Source organism: Pseudomonas sp. Ors-4-3C (genome assembly GCF_055755035.1).
In genome coordinates this window covers 4004886-4023176 of sequence record NZ_CM146900.1, presented here as the reverse complement: position 1 = coordinate 4023176, position 18291 = coordinate 4004886, and the positions used below count along the sequence as shown (strand labels likewise).

The 18291-nt window shown below is 59.8% G+C and carries 18 protein-coding genes and 1 pseudogene; 13 read left to right on the top strand and 6 right to left on the bottom strand.

Annotated features, from left to right (window positions below):
• Window positions 1–205: 205 nt before the first annotated feature.
• Entirely contained in the window at window positions 206–1894 is a 1689-nt protein-coding gene (gene fadD2, locus ACVHNU_RS18160; protein WP_473017998.1) for a long-chain-fatty-acid--CoA ligase FadD2, read from the top strand.
• A gap of 362 nt (window positions 1895–2256) precedes the next feature.
• Window positions 2257–3954 carry a long-chain-fatty-acid--CoA ligase FadD1 gene (fadD1, locus tag ACVHNU_RS18155; RefSeq protein ID WP_226499555.1) on the top strand — a complete coding sequence of 566 codons (1698 nt, stop codon included), beginning with the start codon at window positions 2257–2259 and terminating at the stop codon, window positions 3952–3954.
• A gap of 164 nt (window positions 3955–4118) precedes the next feature.
• On the opposite strand, the gene ACVHNU_RS18150 is transcribed toward fadD1, so the two are convergent.
• A complete protein-coding gene (locus tag ACVHNU_RS18150) occupies window positions 4119–4496 on the bottom strand; it encodes a hypothetical protein (RefSeq protein ID WP_007969330.1) in 378 nt (125 codons plus the stop codon).
• 196 nt (window positions 4497–4692) lie between these two features.
• Here ACVHNU_RS18150 and ACVHNU_RS18145 point away from each other — a divergent pair, with 196 nt between their 5' ends.
• From ACVHNU_RS18145 to def, 3 genes are all read left to right on the top strand, one after another.
• The gene (locus ACVHNU_RS18145; RefSeq protein ID WP_003227408.1) at window positions 4693–4884 is read left to right on the top strand and encodes a CsbD family protein; all 192 of its coding nucleotides are present in this window, start codon (window positions 4693–4695) and stop codon (window positions 4882–4884) included.
• A 163-nt stretch (window positions 4885–5047) separates the two neighbouring features.
• Window positions 5048–5998, top strand: coding sequence for a YihY/virulence factor BrkB family protein (locus ACVHNU_RS18140; RefSeq protein ID WP_003227406.1), 951 nt, complete (start codon window positions 5048–5050; stop codon window positions 5996–5998).
• 2 nt (window positions 5999–6000) lie between these two features.
• Window positions 6001–6540: a peptide deformylase gene (gene def / locus ACVHNU_RS18135; protein ID WP_103522058.1), complete on the top strand. Its 540-nt coding sequence runs from the start codon at window positions 6001–6003 to the stop codon at window positions 6538–6540.
• Window positions 6541–6661: 121 nt separating this feature from the next.
• On the opposite strand, the gene ACVHNU_RS18130 is transcribed toward def, so the two are convergent.
• Window positions 6662–7072, bottom strand: coding sequence for a GNAT family N-acetyltransferase (locus ACVHNU_RS18130; protein WP_473017997.1), 411 nt, complete (start codon window positions 7070–7072; stop codon window positions 6662–6664).
• Between the two features lie 324 nt (window positions 7073–7396).
• Here ACVHNU_RS18130 and ACVHNU_RS18125 point away from each other — a divergent pair, with 324 nt between their 5' ends.
• From ACVHNU_RS18125 to ACVHNU_RS18110, 4 genes are all read left to right on the top strand, one after another.
• Window positions 7397–8338: a fatty acid desaturase gene (locus ACVHNU_RS18125; protein WP_473017996.1), complete on the top strand. Its 942-nt coding sequence runs from the start codon at window positions 7397–7399 to the stop codon at window positions 8336–8338.
• A 157-nt stretch (window positions 8339–8495) separates the two neighbouring features.
• Entirely contained in the window at window positions 8496–9287 is a 792-nt protein-coding gene (locus ACVHNU_RS18120; RefSeq protein WP_473017995.1) for a phosphate/phosphite/phosphonate ABC transporter substrate-binding protein, read from the top strand.
• Window positions 9288–9485: 198 nt separating this feature from the next.
• Window positions 9486–10013, top strand: coding sequence for a sigma-70 family RNA polymerase sigma factor (locus ACVHNU_RS18115; RefSeq protein WP_473017994.1), 528 nt, complete (start codon window positions 9486–9488; stop codon window positions 10011–10013).
• Complete coding sequence (locus ACVHNU_RS18110; protein ID WP_473017993.1) at window positions 10010–11023, top strand: ABC transporter substrate-binding protein; 1014 nt, start codon at window positions 10010–10012, stop codon at window positions 11021–11023. Before ACVHNU_RS18115 ends, ACVHNU_RS18110 begins: the two co-directional genes overlap by 4 nt.
• Window positions 11024–11148: 125 nt before the next feature.
• On the opposite strand, the gene gstA is transcribed toward ACVHNU_RS18110, so the two are convergent.
• A complete protein-coding gene (gene gstA, locus ACVHNU_RS18105) occupies window positions 11149–11742 on the bottom strand; it encodes a glutathione transferase GstA (protein WP_473017992.1) in 594 nt (197 codons plus the stop codon).
• 99 nt (window positions 11743–11841) lie between these two features.
• Here gstA and ACVHNU_RS18100 point away from each other — a divergent pair, with 99 nt between their 5' ends.
• From ACVHNU_RS18100 to ACVHNU_RS18090, 3 genes and pseudogenes are all read left to right on the top strand, one after another.
• Entirely contained in the window at window positions 11842–12732 is an 891-nt protein-coding gene (locus ACVHNU_RS18100; protein WP_473017991.1) for a LysR family transcriptional regulator, read from the top strand.
• Window positions 12733–13137: 405 nt separating this feature from the next.
• A pseudogene (locus ACVHNU_RS18095) lies at window positions 13138–13914 on the top strand (PAS domain-containing protein); the annotation flags it as partial.
• 3 nt (window positions 13915–13917) lie between these two features.
• The gene (locus tag ACVHNU_RS18090; RefSeq protein ID WP_400497918.1) at window positions 13918–14457 is read left to right on the top strand and encodes a methyl-accepting chemotaxis protein; all 540 of its coding nucleotides are present in this window, start codon (window positions 13918–13920) and stop codon (window positions 14455–14457) included.
• Between the two features lie 126 nt (window positions 14458–14583).
• Here ACVHNU_RS18090 and ACVHNU_RS18085 read toward each other — a convergent pair whose 3' ends face one another.
• The 3 genes from ACVHNU_RS18085 to ACVHNU_RS18075 all read right to left on the bottom strand — a co-directional run bounded on the left by ACVHNU_RS18085 (window position 14584) and on the right by ACVHNU_RS18075 (window position 17291).
• Window positions 14584–15144, bottom strand: a complete 561-nt coding sequence (locus ACVHNU_RS18085) for a hypothetical protein (RefSeq protein WP_473020083.1) — start codon at window positions 15142–15144, stop codon at window positions 14584–14586.
• A gap of 156 nt (window positions 15145–15300) precedes the next feature.
• Entirely contained in the window at window positions 15301–16725 is a 1425-nt protein-coding gene (locus tag ACVHNU_RS18080; RefSeq protein ID WP_103486039.1) for an MFS transporter, read from the bottom strand.
• Window positions 16726–16850: 125 nt separating this feature from the next.
• Window positions 16851–17291: a PACE efflux transporter gene (locus ACVHNU_RS18075; protein WP_003227382.1), complete on the bottom strand. Its 441-nt coding sequence runs from the start codon at window positions 17289–17291 to the stop codon at window positions 16851–16853.
• 122 nt (window positions 17292–17413) lie between these two features.
• On the opposite strand from ACVHNU_RS18075, the gene ACVHNU_RS18070 reads away from it, so the two are divergent.
• Entirely contained in the window at window positions 17414–18286 is an 873-nt protein-coding gene (locus ACVHNU_RS18070) for a LysR family transcriptional regulator (RefSeq protein WP_473017989.1), read from the top strand.
• The last annotated feature ends 5 nt before the right edge of the window (window positions 18287–18291 follow it).

Here is an 18291-nt window from a genome sequence, read left to right as displayed (position 1 = left end):
CGTAGCATTGTATAGCGCGTCCGATCAGCTCACGCCACGGCAGGAAGATTCATACGATCAATGTCGCCATCGCCCATATTTGCCTCACTGGCCATAGCTGCTAGTGTCCGTGAAGCTCCGCTTTTTGCTTTCTGCCCTTTAGGGGGCGGCGCGAAACCACAGAAAAGCGGCTCCCGGAACGATTCAGGTAAAGAGGACAAGAACAATGCAACCTGATTTCTGGAATGACAAACGCCCCGCCGGCGTACCACTGGACATCGACATGGGCGAGTTCAAGTCGGTGATCGAGGTGTTTGAGCGTTCCTGCAAGAAGTTCGCGGACCGTCCGGCCTTCAGCAACATGGGCGTGACCCTGACCTACGCGGAACTCGAGCGCCAAAGCGCGGCATTCGCCGGTTACCTGCAAGCCCACACCGATCTGGTGCCGGGGGATCGCATCGCGGTGCAGATGCCCAATGTGCTGCAGTATCCGATTGCCGTGTTTGGCGCCTTGCGCGCCGGGCTGATCGTAGTCAATACCAACCCGCTGTACACCGCGCGCGAGATGCGCCACCAGTTCAAGGACTCCGGTGCCCGGGCGCTGGTGTACCTGAACATGTTCGGGCAGAAGGTCCAGGAAGTGCTGCCCGACACCGAGATTCAATACCTGATCGAAGCGAAGATGGGCGACATGATGCCCACCGCCAAGGGCTGGCTGATCAACACCGCGGTCAGCAAAGTGAAGAAAATGGTCCCGGACTATTCGCTGCCGCAGGCGATCTCGTTCAAGAGTGCGCTGCGCCTGGGCCGTGGTCTGGGGATCAAGCCGCTGAAAGTCGGTCTCGACGACATCGCCGTGTTGCAATACACCGGCGGCACCACCGGCCTGGCCAAGGGCGCGATGCTGACCCACGGCAACCTCGTGGCGAACATGCAGCAGGTGCGCGCGTGTCTTGCGCAATTGGGGCCTGACGGTCAGCCGCTGCTGCGCGAAGGTCAGGAGGTGATGGTGGCGCCACTGCCGCTGTACCACATCTATGCCTTCACCGCGAATTGCATGTGCATGATGGTATCCGGCAACCACAACGTGCTGATCACCAATCCGCGAGACATCACAGGCTTCATCAAGGAGCTGAAGAACTGGCGCTTCTCGGCGTTGCTCGGCCTGAATACGTTGTTCGTCGCGCTGATGGATCACCCGGACTTCAAGACCCTGGACTTCTCCAGCCTCAAGCTGACCAACTCCGGCGGTACTGCGCTGGTCAAGGCCACCGCCGAGCGCTGGGAGCAGATCACCGGTTGCCGCATCACCGAAGGTTACGGCCTGACCGAAACCTCGCCGGTGGCCTGCACCAACCCGTATGGCGACAAGTCGCGCCTGGGCACGGTCGGTCTGCCGGTGCCGGGTACGCTGCTGAAAGTCATCGATGACGAGGGTGTCGAACAGCCGATGGGCGAGCGCGGCGAGCTGTGCATCAAAGGCCCGCAGATCATGAAAGGCTACTGGCACAAACCCGAAGCCACCGCCGAAGTGCTGGATGCCGAGGGCTGGTTCAAATCCGGTGACATCGCGGTGATCGACCCGGACGGTTTCGTGCGCATCGTCGACCGCAAGAAGGACATGATCATCGTCTCCGGTTTCAACGTGTACCCCAACGAGATCGAAGATGTGGTCATGGCCCACCCGAAAGTCGCCAACTGCGCGGTGATCGGCGTGCCGGACGAGCGTTCGGGCGAGGCGGTGAAACTGTTTGTGGTGGCGCGGGAAACCGGGATCAGCCTCGAGGAACTGAAGGCGTACTGCAAAGAGAATTTCACCGCTTACAAAGTGCCGAAACACATCGTACTGCGTGAGTCGTTGCCGATGACGCCGGTCGGGAAGATTCTGCGGCGGGAGTTGCGCGATATCGCCTGATCGGTGAATGGCCGCGCGTTGCGCGGATCGCGGGCAAGCCACGCTCCCACAGGGATCTCCATCAACCTTGTGGGAGCGGGCTTGCCCGCGATGCTTTTTGGGCGGTGAAGTCCCGGAAAACCGGGGCTTTCAGGCTGGTATAGGATTTTTGCTCTAAAATGACTGTTAGAAAGTCTTGAGTCATTAAAGTGACCATGAAGGCCGCTTTTGGCTCTAGTCGGCCCTCGGCAAAGCTGCTACTCTCGGCGCGCTTTGTGACTTCTCGGCCTGTATGAAAGCCAGATTCACCAATACAAAACACACACCAATAATAATCGCATCAAATGCGGTGAAGAATTCGCGTTGCTGAGGAGTGGGCTTCCATGATCGAAGACTTTTGGAAGGATAAATACCCGGCTGGAATTGCTGCCGACATCAATCCAGACGAGTACCCGAATATTCAGGCAGTGTTGAAGCAATCCTGCCAACGCTTCGCCAACAAACCGGCTTTCAGCAACCTGGGCAAGACAATCACCTACGGTGAACTGTACGAATTGTCCGGTGCATTTGCCGCGTATCTGCAACAGCATACCGACTTGCAGCCCGGTGATCGAATCGCCGTGCAACTGCCCAACGTTCTGCAGTACCCGGTCGCCGTCTTCGGTGCGATCCGCGCCGGGCTGATCGTGGTCAACACCAACCCGCTGTACACCGCGCGGGAAATGGAACACCAATTCAATGACTCCGGCGCCAAAGCCCTGGTGTGCCTGGCCAACATGGCGCACCTGGCGGAAGCCGTGGTGCCGAAAACCGGCGTCAAACACGTCATCGTCACCGAAGTCGCCGACCTGCTGCCGCCGGTCAAGCGCCTGCTGATCAACAGCGTGATCAAGTACGTGAAGAAAATGGTGCCGGCCTATCACCTGCCCAAAGCCGTCAAGTTCAACGACGTGCTGAGCAAGGGCCAGGGCCAGCCGGTGGCCGAAGCCAATCCGCACAGCGGTGATGTCGCGGTGCTGCAATATACCGGCGGCACCACCGGCGTGGCCAAGGGCGCGATGCTCACCCATCGCAACCTCGTCGCCAACATGCTGCAGTGCAAGGCGCTGATGGGCTCCAACCTCAATGAAGGCTGCGAGATCCTGATCACCCCGCTGCCGCTGTACCACATCTATGCGTTCACCTTCCATTGCATGGCGATGATGCTGATCGGCAACCACAACATCCTGATCAGCAACCCGCGCGACCTGCCGGCGATGGTCAAGGAACTGTCGAAGTGGAAGTTCAGCGGTTTTGTCGGTCTGAACACGCTGTTCGTCGCGCTGTGCAACAACGAAGGTTTCCGCAAGCTGGATTTCTCCAACCTGAAAGTCACCCTGTCCGGCGGCATGGCCCTGCAACTGGCCGCGGCCGAGCGCTGGAAAGCGGTGACCGGTTGCTCGATCTGCGAAGGTTACGGCATGACCGAAACCAGCCCGGTGGCCACGGTCAACCCGATCCAGAACATTCAGATCGGCACCATCGGCATTCCGGTGCCGTCGACCCTGTGCAAAGTCATCGACGATGCCGGTGTCGAGCAGCCAATGGGCGAAATCGGCGAGCTGTGCGTCAAGGGCCCGCAAGTGATGAAGGGCTACTGGCAGCGTCAGGAAGCCACCGACGAGATCCTCGACAGCGAAGGCTGGTTGAAGACCGGTGACATCGCGCTGATCCAGCCCGATGGCTACATGCGCATTGTCGATCGCAAGAAAGACATGATCCTGGTCTCCGGTTTCAACGTTTACCCGAACGAGCTGGAAGACGTGCTGGCGACCCTGCCGGGCGTGTTGCAGTGCGCGGCTATCGGCGTGCCGGACGAGAAGTCGGGCGAGGCGATCAAGATCTTCATCGTGGCCAAACCGGGTGTGACCCTGACCAAGGAAACTGTGATGGAGCACATGCGCGCCAACGTCACCGGTTACAAGGTGCCGCGTTCGGTGGAATTCCGCGATGCGCTGCCGACCACCAACGTCGGCAAGATCCTGCGCCGCGAGTTGCGTGACGAAGAGCTGAAGAAGATCAAGGCCAAGTCCGCCGCCTAAAGCAAAAAGCCCCGCCGATGCGGGGCTTTTTATTGGAATAGGTGGTGGATTTGCAGTGACTGTGATGCCGCCTTCGCGAGCAAGCCCGCTCCCACATTCAACCGCGTTCCTCCAGTTGGAATACAGTCAAATGTGGGAGCGGGCTTGCTCGCGAAGCTTTTCGGTTACTGCCGGAACGGCGCGAAATTCACGTTGGTTCCCGCCGGACGCATGTCCTGCAGATACGAATCCTTGTCCGCACTCAATTCCAGGCTCAACGCGGCCTTGCGCTTGCCTTCGTTGCGAATCACCAAACCTTCGAGCTTTTCCCGTAGGAACACCGTCGGCACTTTCAGGTGCAGCAGTTCGTCGGTGGCCGGGGTATGCATCAGCAGGTGAATCCACTCGTACTGACCGACGGCGAGGCGCGTCACCGGCAGGTCGAACCACCAGATGTTGCGGTTGCGGTTCAATTCGGCGAAGTGGCAGTTGTTGGTGCCGAGCACAGCGCCGCCCAGTTCCTGGTTGCGACGGGCAATGGCCTGCTTTTTATCGAGTTTCATAACATTCCTGCGGGATCTGATCGTTGGCGCACGGCGCCCATAGGTGCGCATTCTCGGGGCTTGCGGGGTAAACATAAAGCCCAACCTGCATGGCACGACGAAATGAAGGGCAAAAATAAATGAAACTCGTGGCAAACCCGGCCAGTCAATCATTACGTACTGACTTTTCCCCTTCAATGCACCAAGGAGAAACACCATGAGTAGCACAGGCGATAAAGTAAAAGGCATGGCCAACGAAGCAGTCGGCAACGTCAAGCAAGGCGTCGGTAAAGCCACCGACAACACCAAGCTGCAAGCCGAAGGCAAGGTTCAAGAGAAAAAAGGCGAAGCCCAGCAAGCAGTCGGCAAAGCCAAAGACGCCATCAAAAAAGGTGTCGACAAGGCGTAATCCAGTCTTGAACGCAACACATGAGCGGCCATCCAGGGATGGCCGTTCTTGTGTCAAAAGCTTGCGCGAGCCACCAAGGGTCGCCAAGTGAGCTACCTTGATGTAAAAAACCGCCCCTGAGTCGCCACGACTTCAACCTGTAATGCGGCGAAAGGAGACGCGAATGATTTTTCCGGACATGAAAGGTCTGCCACTGCACCGGGTGATGGTGCGCACGGTGACTGAATTCATCGATGACGAGATGTCGACCTACGCCTCGGCACTGGCCTACCAGATGCTGTTCTCGCTGTTCCCGTTCATTCTGTTCCTGATTGCCCTGATCGGTTTCCTGCACCTGCCGGACTTCTTCACCTGGCTGCGTCTGCAATCGGAACTGGTGCTGCCACCGCAGGCGCTGGAACAGGTCAACCCGGTCATCGATCAGTTGCAGCAGTCCAAGGGCGGCTTGCTCTCGATCGGTATCGTCATCGCCCTGTACACGGCATCTGCCGGCGTGCGGCTGATGATGAGCGCGATGAACGCCGCTTACGACGTGGTCGAGGGCCGGCCGATCTGGAAGCGTTTTCCGCTGTCGGTGTTCTACACCGTCGGCATTGCCGGCATGTTGCTGGTGGCGGCCGCACTGATGGTGCTCGGGCCGCAAGTGATGGGCTGGATTGCCGCGCAGGTGGGCCTTGAAGATTTCATTGTCACCGTGTGGACGATTGCCCGCTGGCCAGTGATCGTGATTCTGATGATGGTTGCCGTGGCCCTGATCTACTACGTGATGCCCGACGTCAAACAGGAATTCCGCTTCATCACCCCAGGCTCGGTGCTAGCGGTGGTGGTGTGGATCGTGGCCTCGTTGGGGTTCGCGTTCTACGTCAAAACCTTCGCCAACTACAACGCGATGTATGGCAGCATCGGCGCGATCATCGTGCTGTTGCTGTATTTCTATATTTCCGCCGCTGTGCTGCTGCTTGGGGCGGAGATGAACGCGGTGATCGAACACATGTCCAGCGAGGGCAAGAACGAGGGCGAGAAAGTCCCCGGCGAACTCGATGAACATCCCAAACAACACGTTTCAGGGCTTGGGCGCGACCAGTCGCTGAAACCGAATACCGACGAAGTCTGATCATGATCCGTGAAATCCTGAAAATGGGCGATGAACGCCTGCTGCGCATCGCTCCGCCGGTGCCCCCGGAAATGTTCGACAGCCCCGAGCTGTGGCAACTGATCGATGACATGTTCCAGACCATGGAAAGTGTCGGAGGCGTCGGCCTGGCCGCGCCGCAGATCGGCGTCGACCTGCAACTGGTGATCTTCGGTTTCGAGCACAGCGAACGCTACCCGGACGCCGAAGCAGTGCCGCAGACAATTCTGATCAATCCGCTGATCACACCATTGAGTCCGCTGACGGAAGAGGGCTTCGAAGGCTGCCTGTCGGTGCCCGGCCTGCGTGGCGCGGTGGATCGTTATCAGCAGATTCGCTACGAAGGGTTCGATCCCAAGGGCGAACCGATCGTGCGCGTGGCGTCAGGCTTTCATGCGCGGGTGGTGCAGCACGAGTGCGATCACCTGATCGGTCGGTTGTATCCGTCGCGGATTACCGATTTCAGCAAGTTCGGGTTTACCGAAGTGATGTTCCCGGATCTGGATCCCGCAGCCGACGACTAATCCTGAGAACACCTCTATCCCAATGTGGGAGCGGGCTTGCTCGCGAAGGCGTCGTATCAGTCAATTGATGCAGCGACTGACACGACGCCTTCGCGAGCAAGCCCGCTCCCACAATTGATTTTTATGGTTCCAGCCCCATCGCAATCATCGGCTTGCTCCGCGCATACCGGCTCAACCGTTCGACCAGTGCGTAGGGCAGGGCGGGATCGAAGCTGAAACCGCGCCGCTCGTAAAACCCGCGCAAGTCCGGATGACAGAACAGCCACACCGGCTGCTGCAAATCCTTCACCGCCGCCGCGATCAACTGCCCGGCAATCCCTTGCTCGCGGCAACCCGGATCAACAAACAACCCGGTCAACCAGTGTCCGCCCGCCACCGGCCGCAAGCACAATGCGGCAACGATGTCCTCGCGACGGGCCACCCACAACTGCGCATCGCGCACCGCCTTCATCGACGATTGGTGGCTGCGGTAAAACTTGTTCATCAACGGCCACAAAGGCTCGTCGAGCAGGACGTAGCGGGTATCGGGCATGGGATCGGACTGGCGGCGGGCAAAGCGCCGATTATAAAAGAACGCGCGCCGCGCGATAGGTGTATACCTGAGCCTACATCCCTGTGAGTGGAGTACGCATCATGTCCAAAGGTATGGATTCAAAGAAAGCCGCGAAGAAGAAACCGGTGAAGACGGCGATTGAAAAGCGTGCAGAGAAGAAAGCCAAGAAGGTCGATATTTTCGGTCATTGATCCCGTCCTTCGGGAGCTCGTCCGCCGGGCTCCCGTTTCAACGCAAAAATAATCTGCAAGATTGCTCGGCTTCGTTGCACAGAAGGGGAAGATTCCCGTTCCGAGCCACGCCATGCCGAATTACTTCGACGCCGACCATCGCCAGCAGATCGAAACCCTGCGCCAGCGCTTCACCGCCCGCACCGAGTGGCCAACGTGGCTACTGTTGATCGGCGTGTATGGCGGCTGGTTCACCATCATCCTCAATAGCGCCTGGCTGGGTCGCGGCTTGAGCACCTTGTTGCTGATTCCGTTGCTGGTGCTGTGGCTGTCGGTTCAGCATGAATTGCTGCATGGGCATCCGACCCGCTCGGTGCGGTTCAACAAAGTCCTCGGTTATGCGCCGTTTGCGGTGTGGTATCCGTACACGCTCTACCGCGACAGCCACCTGCTGCATCACCGCGATGAAGACCTGACCGTGCCCGGTATTGATCCGGAAAGTCGCTACCTCACGGCAGCACGCTGGCAGGGCAGTTCGCTGTTCGAACGCAGCCTGCACTGGCTGAATAAAACCGTAATCGGCCGGTTCATCATTGGTGCTCCGCTGGGATTGATCGCGCTGGCCGCCGAAGAACTGCAACGGCTGAAAAACCGCGAGCGTCAGGCCTGGCTCATGTGGCTGACCCACGGAGCCATGACTGTACTGATGCTGTGGTTCATCGCCCGCTACAGCGTGCTGCCGGTCTGGCATTACCTGCTGCTGATCAGCGTACCGGCACTGTCGATCGCGATGATCCGCTCCTACTATGAACACCGTCCGCATGCACAACCGGAACAGCGCACGGTGCTCAACGAGGCCGGCTGGCCGTGGCGCTGGCTGTTTCTGAATCTGAATTTTCATCTGGTGCACCACGACCTGCCGGGACTGGCGTGGTACGACTTGCCCCAGGCCTACCGCATGCGCCGCGAGCAATGGGTGGCGCGCAGTGGCGGGTTTCTGGTGCAGGGTTATGGGCAGTTGTGGCGGCAGCACGGGTTGAGGCCGATCGACAGTCCGCAGCATCCCTTCCACTAATCTCAAGAACACCACAAAACCCCTGTGGGAGCGGGCTTGCTCGCGAATGCGGTAGAACAGTGGCATGTCTGGTGTCTGACACACCGCTTTCGCGAGCAAGTCGAATCGTCGCACCGCCGCTCCCACAGGGGTAAGTATTTGCAGGGAAATAACGTGTATGACCCAACACCATCTCGAACTGCTGATGTACACCGCCGCCGAACCCATCCGCGCGGCCAATGAACGCTGGATCACCCGCATCCTCGAACACCTCGGCCACTCCCGCTTGAACGCCGCCAGACTGTCGCTCCCCGAACTCTGGTTATCCCCGGATCTGCTGCTGACCCAAACCTGCGGCTATCCCCTGATGACTTTGCTGCGCGATCAGGTACGCATCGTCGGTCGCCCGCGCTACGAATTGCCCGACGCCACTGCCGGCAATCATTGCAGCCTGATTCTCAGCCGTGCTGACGATTCGCGCGAAACCCTGGCGGATTTTTGTGGCAGTCGCGGGGTGATCAACAGTGACGACTCCAACAGCGGCATGAACCTGTTGCGCCATTGTCTGGCGCCGCTGCACCGCGACGGGCAGTTCTTCGGCGCGGTCGGCATCAGTGGCGCGCACCGCGAGAGTCTGCGTTGGGTGCGTGAGGGGCGCGCTGATCTGGCGGCGATCGACAGCGTGACCTATGCGTACTTCGCTCGGCATGCGCCTGAAGAAGTCACTGGATTGCGAGTTGTGGCACGCACTGCGCTCAGCCCGACCTTGCCTTTTATCACCGCCGCGATTGCCACGGATGAGCAGATCGAACAGTTGCGCCGGGTGATGAATCGGGCGTTGCGTGAGCTGCCGGATGTTGCACAGACGTTGGGATTGCCTGAGGTGCTGGCGGCCAGCGAAAGTGATTATCGGGTTGTGCTCGACTATCTGCGTGAGGCTGAAGAATTGGGCTATGGCCGCTTGCGCTAAAGATCGCAGCCTTCGGCAGCTCCTACAGGTTGAACGCTTTCCAATTGTAGGAGCTGCCGAAGGCTGCGATCTGTTTGCTCTTATATATCCAAAAAGAATATAAAAATGAAATATAAATATTATTAATGCATAAGGCGCCTTGCTAGGATCGCGCCACCGGATCACCGGACATTCAGCGACCCTTACCCAGGAGCCCTTATGTCCGGCGCCGACACCGCTCATCGCAATCATCTCGACGCTCTGTTCCGCGCCCACTACCGCTGGCTGTGCACTCACCTGCGCCGACAGCTGCACGACGCCGCAGGCGCGGAAGACATCGCTGCCGAAACCTTCGCGCAATTGCTTCAGGCGCCCAGTATCACGGCGATTCGTGAACCCCGCGCCATGCTCACCACGATTGCTCAGCGCTTGCTTTATCAGCGCTGGCGCCGGGCGGATCTGGAGCGCCGGCATGCGCAGCAGATCGACGTCGAGGTCGCGCTCTCGCCTGAAGAAATCGCCCAACTGAGCCAGACCCTCAAGCGCCTCGATCACAGCCTGCAACGCCTGCCGGGCAAAGTCCGCTCGACCTTTCTGCTGGCGCGGATCGATGGCCTGACCTACCCGCAAATCGCCGCCGAACTGGGCATCTCGCAACGTTCGGTCAGCGTTTACATGACCCGCTCCCAGGCCCTGTGCGACCGCCACAGCGCCAACCAAATCCTGACAGACAAGAGGTCCGCATGAGATCGATCAAAACCCTGCTCGGCCGTTCGTTACTGGCGCTGAGCCTGAGCGTCGGCGCTGTTTCGGCGGCGGAAAAAACCGCACCGATCCACTTCGGTGACATCACTTGGGAGAGCGGCAGTTTCATCACCGAAGTGCTGCGCCTGATCGTCGAAAAAGGCTACGGCTACCCGACCGATACGCTGCCGGGCAGCACCGTCAGCCTGGAAGCGGCGCTGGCGAAAAACGACATTCAGGTGATCGGCGAGGAATGGGCCGGGCGCAGTCCGGCGTGGGTCAAGGCGGCCAATGCAGGCAAGGTCTTCGGTCTGGGCGATACGGTCAAAGGCGCGACCGAGGGCTGGTGGGTGCCGGAATACGTGATCAAGGGCGATCCCGAACGCGGAATCAAACCGTTGGCCCCGGAGCTGAAATCGGTGGCCGATCTGCCGCGCTACAAGGACGTGTTCCGCGACCCGGAAGACCCGCGCTGTGGACGCTTCCTCAACAGCCCGACCGGCTGGACTTCGGAGATCGTCAACAGCCAGAAGCTCAAGGCCTATGCGCTGACCGACAGCTACGTCAACTTCCGCACCGGCTCCGGCGCGGCGCTGGATGCCGAGGTGGCGTCGTCGATCAAACGCGGCAAACCGGTGCTGTTCTACTACTGGTCGCCGACACCGCTGCTCGGTCGATTCAAACTGGTGAAGCTCGAAGAGCCGCCGTTCGATGCCGAAGCCTGGAAGACCCTGGCCGATGCCAACAACCCGAATCCAAAGGGCACCCGCTCGATGCCCGCAAGCCTGGCGATTGGCGTGTCGGCACCGTTCAAGGCGCAGTATCCGGAACTGGTGTCGTTCTTCGAGAAAGTCGATTTGCCGATCGATCTGCTGAACCAGACCCTGGCCGGCATGAGCGAAAAGCGCCAGCCACCGCGACAGGTCGCCGAAGCGTTTTTGCGCGATCAGCCGCAGGTGTGGAAGGCGTGGGTGCCGGGGGAGGTGGCGAGCAAGGTGACGGCGGGGCTTTGAGTTTCTGCCGGTTGATCTGCGTTGTTTGAACGGACGCCTTCGCGAGCAAGCTCGCTCCCACACTGGGTCTGTGGCTTGCCCGAATCCAGTGTGGGAGCGAGCTTGCTCGCGAATGATCTAAAGACCTACACCGCTTCCGCCGCCAGCGCCGCCACCACGGTCGGCCGCCGCTCAATCCGCGCCTGAAACCGCGCCAGCGCCGGCCACTGCGCTAGCTCGATCCCGAACAACCCGGCCCAGCGCAACACCACAAACAACAACGCATCCGCGACGCTAAAACCGCTCGGCAGCAGATACTCCTGCCGCTCCAGCACCGCGACCAATACGGCAAAACGCTTGAACAACTTCTCCTTGATCGGTTCGGCCGGCAGACGCTCATCAAACAGCGCGCCGAAGCCGCCGTGGATCTCGCTCGAAATGAAATTCAACCACTCCTGCAAACGCAGCCGTTCAAAACTGCCGGGCGCCGGAGCCAGCCCTGATTGCGGTTGCAGATCCGCCAGATACTGCAGGATCACCGCCCCCTCGGTCAGTACCGCGCCGTTGTCCAGTTGCAGTGCCGCGACGTAACCCTTGGGGTTGATCGCAAGAAAGTCTTCGCCGCTGGCCGTGCGCTTGCTGCGGTTTTCGACGCGGATCAGCACGAAGGGCAGGTTCAGTTCGCGCAACACAATGTGCGGCGCCAGCGAACAGGCTTGCGGGGCGTAATACAGCTTCATCGGCAGTTCTCTGGTAGGGATTTGGCGCCAGTGTCATAGTGCGCCGCACCCTCGGTAAAATTAATCTTTCAGAAACCTGCCATAAGGACAGCTACTGGCATGATGAACCTGATGCATTGGCGGCTGGTGGTCGCCGTCGCCGATCACGGCAACATCACCCGCGCGGCCGAGCGGGTCGGCATGACCCAGTCCGGCGCCAGCCAGGCTTTGGCGCTGATGGAGGAAACCCTCGGCGTGCAGCTGTTCAGCCGCGAAAGCCGCCAGACCTTGCCCACCGCCATTGGCTTGCCGGTGATCGAACAGGCGCGGCTGATGCTCGGTGCACTGGAGACCATTCGCCAGACTGTCGACAGCGTTCGCCCGATGCTGCGCGGGACGATCCGCCTGGCGAGTTTCCCCATGGTGCTGGCGAGTTTTCTGCCGCCGCTGCTGCGCCAGTTCAATCGGCTGTACCCGGGAATCGAAGTGGTGGCGCTGGAGGTCAGCGACGATGAGGTCGAAACCCTGCTCGCGGCCGGTCTGGTGGATGTCGGCGTGGTGCTCAACCCGGCGCCCGAGCGCAATGCCGGGCCATTGGGTCGGGATGAATGGGTAGCGGTGGTGCCGGCAGGGCATCCGCTGGCACTGCGAGGAACCGAGCAGGGCGTCAGCCTGCAAGAACTGACGGCGCTGCCCTTTGTGCTGGCCACTGGTGGCTGCTCGACCAACGCCCGCAGCCTCGCCGCCGAAGCCGGGTTGCAGCTGCAGGACGTGCGGGTCGAGGTGCGCGAATGGAGCAGCGCCTTCAAGTTGGTGCGGGAAAACCTCGGCGTGACCCTGGTGCCGGAAATGACCTTGCCGGCCGAGCGCCAGGGCTTGCGCGTGATTGCCTTGCAGCCACGTATCGAACGGGTCTTTTCGCTGGTGCTGCCTGCGGGGCAGACGCCGCCAGCGGCGGTGCAGGCGTTGCTGGATCTGGTGGCGGAGACGGCAGTCGTGACAGCTCGCTGAACCGTTTCTTGTGCAAAAAGTGCCAGATACTGGCCGACTAGTGGCCTTGCGCACGGCATGGCGCTGGCTATGCTAGCTGTAACTAACTATGTCGACCGTCATCGGTTAGCCGTGATTTCAACGCTGCCAGAGTGCGCAACCCAAGGCACCGGACACTGAACCAACAAGGAGCAAGTTGTACATGGAAGTTTTCTGCACGTTAGGGCTGGCCCGCTGCTGGGCTATCAAGAGAAGGATGTCTTGATTAGAGCGTCGCGTCATGGACACTCCGATTGAACATCATTTATCACCTGACAACTTCCTCCCGTGGAGGAATGCGTGTGCCTGTTCTGTGGAACGTAGTGGTGGATTCTGAAAGACCTGACTTTCATCAAATCAAAAGACCGCGCGGAAGGTGATACAACCATGTTCAACCTACATCACAAGGCTGACCTGCAGGAAATCGAGCGTTTCAGCTGCGCCTTGACCGAAGCCAACGCCAAGCTCGAAGCGATCAGCCGTTCGATGGCGATGATCGAATTTACCCCCGAAGGCATTGTTCTGGATGCCAACGAAAACTTCTGCAAGACCATGGGTTACAGCGCCGAGGAAGTGCGCGGCAAACATCATCGGATCTTTTGTGAAGAAGCGTTTTACCGCAGTGAGGAATACGCAAAGTTGTGGCGCGATCTGGCCCGGGGTGAACCGATCAGCGGCACGTTCCTGCGCTTGAACAAGAGCGGCAGGGAAATCTGGCTCGAAGCCAGTTACATGCCTGTGTACGGCCCGGACAAACAAGTCAAAAGTGTCATCAAGGTCGCGGCGGACATCACCGCCCGGGTCAACAAAGAGCACGAAGAAGAAAGCATGCTGGCGGCGATCAGCCGTTCGATGGCGGTGATCGAGTTCACCCCGGAAGGCAATGTGATTACCGCCAATGACAACTTTCTGAAAACCATGCAGTACTCGCTCAACGAAATCGTTGGTCATCACCACAGTATGTTCTGCCACCGTGCCGAATCCGAGTCGGCGCAATACAAGGCATTCTGGGCATCGCTCAATCGCGGCGAATATCACTCGCACCGTTTCGAGCGCAAGAACAAGTCCGGGCAGATGGTTTATCTCGAAGCCTCGTACAACCCGCTGTTCGACACCAAGGGCCGTTTGTACAAAGTGGTGAAGTTCGCCAGCGACATCACCCAGCAGATGACTACCTTGCAGAACGCCGCGGAATCGGCCCACAGCACTTCGGTACAAAACGACGCCTGCGCGCAAAAAGGCTCACAGGTGGTGCAGCAAACCGTGCAAATCATTCAGGACATTTCCCGCGACCTCAACGAAGCGGCGCTGAGCATCGATGCGGTGAGCAAACAGTCGGACATCATCGGCAGCATCGTCCAGACCATTCGCGGGATCGCCGATCAGACCAATCTGCTGGCGCTCAACGCCGCGATTGAAGCGGCCCGGGCCGGTGAGCACGGGCGCGGGTTTGCGGTGGTGGCGGATGAGGTGCGCAGCCTTGCGGCGCGGACCAGTCAGGCGACCCTGGAGATTGTTGAAGTGGTGCGCAAAAACCATGACCTGTCGCTGAGTGCGGTGTCGAGCATGCAGTCGAGCCTGAGCCGCACCGGGCTGGGTGTGGAACTGGCGAATGAGGCGGGGGAGGTGATTCTGGAGATTCAGCAGGGATCACGGCATGTGGTGGATGCGATCAGCCAGTTCAACGATACGTTGCAACTGAACTGACACCCATCAACAACTGTAGGAGTGAGCCTGCTCGCGATTGCGGTACATCAGTCACTGGATAAGTAACTGATGTATCGCAATCGCGAGCAGGCTCACTCCTACATTGGTTTCTAAGCAACTTTCAGATCACAGCGAAGCGAGAAACTTGTTCGCCAGTTTGTCGCTGTCCTTGACGTCATTGCTGTTTTCTTTGTCCGACTGCGCCAGTTTCATCTTGTCCTGCAGGCGCTCGGCGATCTCCTTGCCGATGGCCTGCTGCTTCTCCGGCGGCATGGCTTTGATGTCGTCTTCGGTGAGGCCCATGCTCTGAAGGACACTGTCGCGCAGACGCTGTTCCGGCGACTTGCTCATGTAGTCCTTGAACGCGTCGGTGGCCGAGGTCCCGGTGGTGGTGCCGGCCGCCGTGGCGTCGGTGGTTTGCAGGCCGACGCGGGTCTTGGCGAAGGCTTCGTCGACGTTATCGCTGATACGCGTGGCGGCGGCCACTTGCTGAGAAGCGATCTGCGTGGCTGAATCCTGGACCGTTGAAGTCGCATCGGTGGCTTGCGACTGGGTCTGATTCTGCAGCGATTGCAGCATGGCGCCGTGCAGGCCGCTTTGCAGACCGGCAGCTGCGGTCGTGGTCGCGTCTTCCGCCAGCCGCTTGGGCAGGTGGATGAGTTGCTGCTGTTTGGCACTGACCAACATCATGATGGAGACCTTTGGATAATTGCTGACGGTCGTATCCGAGCAATTACCGTGCCTTTGCAGCAAATTCCGCTATTTCAAGGAGTTGCTGTTCCGGCATGCGCAACAAAGCGGTCATCCCTTGCCGTCAGGCGGCAGAGGATGACCGTGCGGCCGTCAGCGATGGGCAATGTTTTCCAGCGCCAGATTGCGCGTGCGCGGGCCGAACCAGCCGATGGTCAGCATCACGATCAGCATGCTGCTGACGATGAACGCGAGTACCCCGGGCGTGCCGAAGTGGTCGAGGAACAGCCCGATCAACAGGCTGCTGAACACCGTCGACAAGCGACTGAACGAATAACAGAAGCCCACCGCCCGGGCGCGGATGTTGGTCGGGAACAGTTCGCTCTGGTACGAGTGATAACTGAAGCTCAGCCACGCATTGCAAAAGGTGATCATCACCCCGCAGAAGATCAGGCCGAAGGCGCTGGTCTGCAACGCGAACAGAGTGCCGAAGGTCATCGCGCCGAGGGCCGAGCCGACGATCTGCCATTTGTTCTCGAAACGGTTGGCAAACTTCACGAACAGCAACGGCCCGAGCGGGTAGGCGAGGGTGATGATGAACGCGTACATCAGGCTGTGGGTGACGCTGACGCCCTGGCCGGAAAGCAGCGCCGGCAACCAATTGCCGAAACCGAAGAAGCCGATCGCCTGGAACACGTGAAACACGATCAGCATCAGTGCCCGACGGCGATACGGTGGTTGCCAGATATCGGCGAAACGACCCTTGCCTTCGACATCCACCGGGACGGCTTCGGGGGCATCCAGCGGTTGGCGGTGATCCTTCTCGCAGCGTGTTTCGATGTTGTCGAGAATTCTGTTCGCTTCATCGAACCGCCCATGCTGCGCCAGCCAGCGCGGCGACTCCGGCAGACGCTTGCGCAGCCACCAGATGAACAGCGCAAACACCGCACTCGCCAACACCACCCAACGCCAGCCGGACACACCGAACGGCGCCTGCGGCACCAGCCACCAGGACATGAGTGCCACCGCCGGCACCGAGAGAAACTGCACGAAAAACGCGAAGGCAAACGCCGAACTGCGCATGCGTTTGGGCACCAGCTCCGAGAGGTAGGCGTCGATGGTCACCAGCTCGATCCCGAGGCCGATGCCCACCAGAAAACGCATGCAGATAATGCCCAGCGCCGAGCTTTGAACGCCCATCAGCACCGTGGCCACCGTGTACCAGACCAGCGCAAAAGTGAAGATTGCGCGGCGGCCGAAGCGGTCAGCCAACGGACTGAGCAGGCTCGCGCCGAGGAACAGGCCGAGGAAGGTCGCGGAAGCGAAGGCCGCCTGATCGGAGAAACCGAACACGCCCTGATTGCCGGTGGCAAAGATCCCGTCGCGGATCAGCCCTGGGCTGATGTAGGCGGTCTGGAACAGGTCGTAGAGTTCGAAGAAGCCGCCGATCGACAACAGCGCCACCAGACGCCAGATCGTGGCGACGGCAGGGAGGCGGTCGATGCGGGCGGAAATCTCAGCGGCGCGTATCGGGTCGATGCCGTCGCGTTGCGCGGCGGCGGGGGCATGAGCAGTCATCGGCTGATCCATTTTTTATTGATGGAAAAGCTTAGCCTGCTACCGGAGTGGATGGGTTGTGAATATCGGCGGTTTTCCCGGGAATACCGCCGATTTTTTGCAATAACTGCTTACGAATTAACGATTTATGCCGCAGCGGCCGAATCGGGCAGCGCTGAGGCCGGCAAGCCGAAGAGGCGATCGAACAGCCAGTTGAAGGCAAACGTGTAGCACGGGATGAAGATGATCAGTGCCAGATCCAGCAGGAACGCCTGCACCAGACTGATGTTCATCCACCAGGCGATCAGCGGAATCAGGAACACGATCAGCGTCAGTTGAAAACCCACGGCGTGGGCGATGCGCCGTTTGACCGTGCGGGTGCGCGACTTCTGGCGGCTTTCCCAGTGCTCGAACAGCGAGGTGTAGATGAAATTCCAGGTCACCGCGATGGTGGTGATGATCACCGCCAGCGGGCCTGTGCTGCCGGGCGAAGTGCCGGACAACAGCGCCAGACCGAGGGCCGAGAAGGTCATGCCGATCACTTCGTAGAGCGACACGTAGACCAGTTTGCGTTTGACGCCTTGCATGGGGATTTGCCTCTTTCTTGCAACGTTTTTGCCAGCGGGGCTGGCGAAGACGGCGAAAGATAGCTTCAATAGACGTGACAGAAAAAGTCAGTAGCTTTCAGTTTTGGTGATAGGTAGGTGAAGTGAATTTCAACAGCGACAGCATCGAACTGTTTCTGGCGGTGATCGAGCGTGGCTCGTTCTCCGCTGCTGCCCGCGCTTTGGGCCGTGTGCCTTCGGCAGTCAGCATGGGCATCGGCAATCTGGAGGCGGAGCTTGGCTATCCCTTGTTCGACCGCAGCCATCGCGAACCCCAACCGACCGCGATGGCGCTGTCACTGGTGCCGCATGCGCGGCTGATCGCCGAGCAGCTCAAGCAACTGCAGGTGCACGCGGTGGAGTTGTCGCTGGGGCTGGAGAGCAAGTTGTCGATTGGCGTGGTGGCGGATATCGACCGGCGCCGTTTGCTCGCCGCGATCAAGGTGATTGCCGAGCGCCATCCGCTGCTCGATATCGAAGTGCTGACCGCACCGCAGGACGACGTGCTGGCGCTGCTGCACAGTGGTCGCGTCAGCGTCTGTCTGGCGTTTGCCGGGTTGAGCATGAACGTACTGGAGCGTTTTCAGTTTGTCGGCAGCGAACGGATGATCGCCACGCTGGCGTCGGACAGTCCGTTGTTGCAGGGGCAGGATCTGTTTCTCGAAGACCTGGTGCACGTGCGGCAGATCGTCGTCGCCAGCCGCGACTTGCCGATCAGCGAGACCCGACCGCTGGTGGCCGAATCGCACTGGCGCACCGACACCCTGGAGGCGGCGCTGGAGATGGTCGAGGCAGGGCTGGGCTGGGGCAATTTTCCGTTGTCGGTGGTGCAGCCGTGGCTGGACAGCGGGCGCTTGAAGCGGCTGAATTTCCGCAATATCGAGAATGGCCTGGTGCTGCCGGTGCACGCGGTGTGGCTCAAGAGCCAGCCGCTGCAGAAGGGCGCGTTGGCCCTCGTCGAATTGCTCGGCCACTGAGCCCA

Coding starts and splice junctions, on each gene's coding strand:
- fadD2 (WP_473017998.1), top strand. CDS start 206: ATGCAACCTGATTTCTGGAATGACAAACGCCCCGCCGGCGTACCACTG.
- fadD1 (WP_226499555.1), top strand. CDS start 2,257: ATGATCGAAGACTTTTGGAAGGATAAATACCCGGCTGGAATTGCTGCC.
- ACVHNU_RS18150 (WP_007969330.1), bottom strand. CDS start 4,496: ATGAAACTCGATAAAAAGCAGGCCATTGCCCGTCGCAACCAGGAACTG.
- ACVHNU_RS18145 (WP_003227408.1), top strand. CDS start 4,693: ATGAGTAGCACAGGCGATAAAGTAAAAGGCATGGCCAACGAAGCAGTC.
- ACVHNU_RS18140 (WP_003227406.1), top strand. CDS start 5,048: ATGATTTTTCCGGACATGAAAGGTCTGCCACTGCACCGGGTGATGGTG.
- def (WP_103522058.1), top strand. CDS start 6,001: ATGATCCGTGAAATCCTGAAAATGGGCGATGAACGCCTGCTGCGCATC.
- ACVHNU_RS18130 (WP_473017997.1), bottom strand. CDS start 7,072: ATGCCCGATACCCGCTACGTCCTGCTCGACGAGCCTTTGTGGCCGTTG.
- ACVHNU_RS18125 (WP_473017996.1), top strand. CDS start 7,397: ATGCCGAATTACTTCGACGCCGACCATCGCCAGCAGATCGAAACCCTG.
- ACVHNU_RS18120 (WP_473017995.1), top strand. CDS start 8,496: ATGACCCAACACCATCTCGAACTGCTGATGTACACCGCCGCCGAACCC.
- ACVHNU_RS18115 (WP_473017994.1), top strand. CDS start 9,486: ATGTCCGGCGCCGACACCGCTCATCGCAATCATCTCGACGCTCTGTTC.
- ACVHNU_RS18110 (WP_473017993.1), top strand. CDS start 10,010: ATGAGATCGATCAAAACCCTGCTCGGCCGTTCGTTACTGGCGCTGAGC.
- gstA (WP_473017992.1), bottom strand. CDS start 11,742: ATGAAGCTGTATTACGCCCCGCAAGCCTGTTCGCTGGCGCCGCACATT.
- ACVHNU_RS18100 (WP_473017991.1), top strand. CDS start 11,842: ATGATGAACCTGATGCATTGGCGGCTGGTGGTCGCCGTCGCCGATCAC.
- ACVHNU_RS18090 (WP_400497918.1), top strand. CDS start 13,918: ATGACTACCTTGCAGAACGCCGCGGAATCGGCCCACAGCACTTCGGTA.
- ACVHNU_RS18085 (WP_473020083.1), bottom strand. CDS start 15,144: ATGTTGGTCAGTGCCAAACAGCAGCAACTCATCCACCTGCCCAAGCGG.
- ACVHNU_RS18080 (WP_103486039.1), bottom strand. CDS start 16,725: ATGACTGCTCATGCCCCCGCCGCCGCGCAACGCGACGGCATCGACCCG.
- ACVHNU_RS18075 (WP_003227382.1), bottom strand. CDS start 17,291: ATGCAAGGCGTCAAACGCAAACTGGTCTACGTGTCGCTCTACGAAGTG.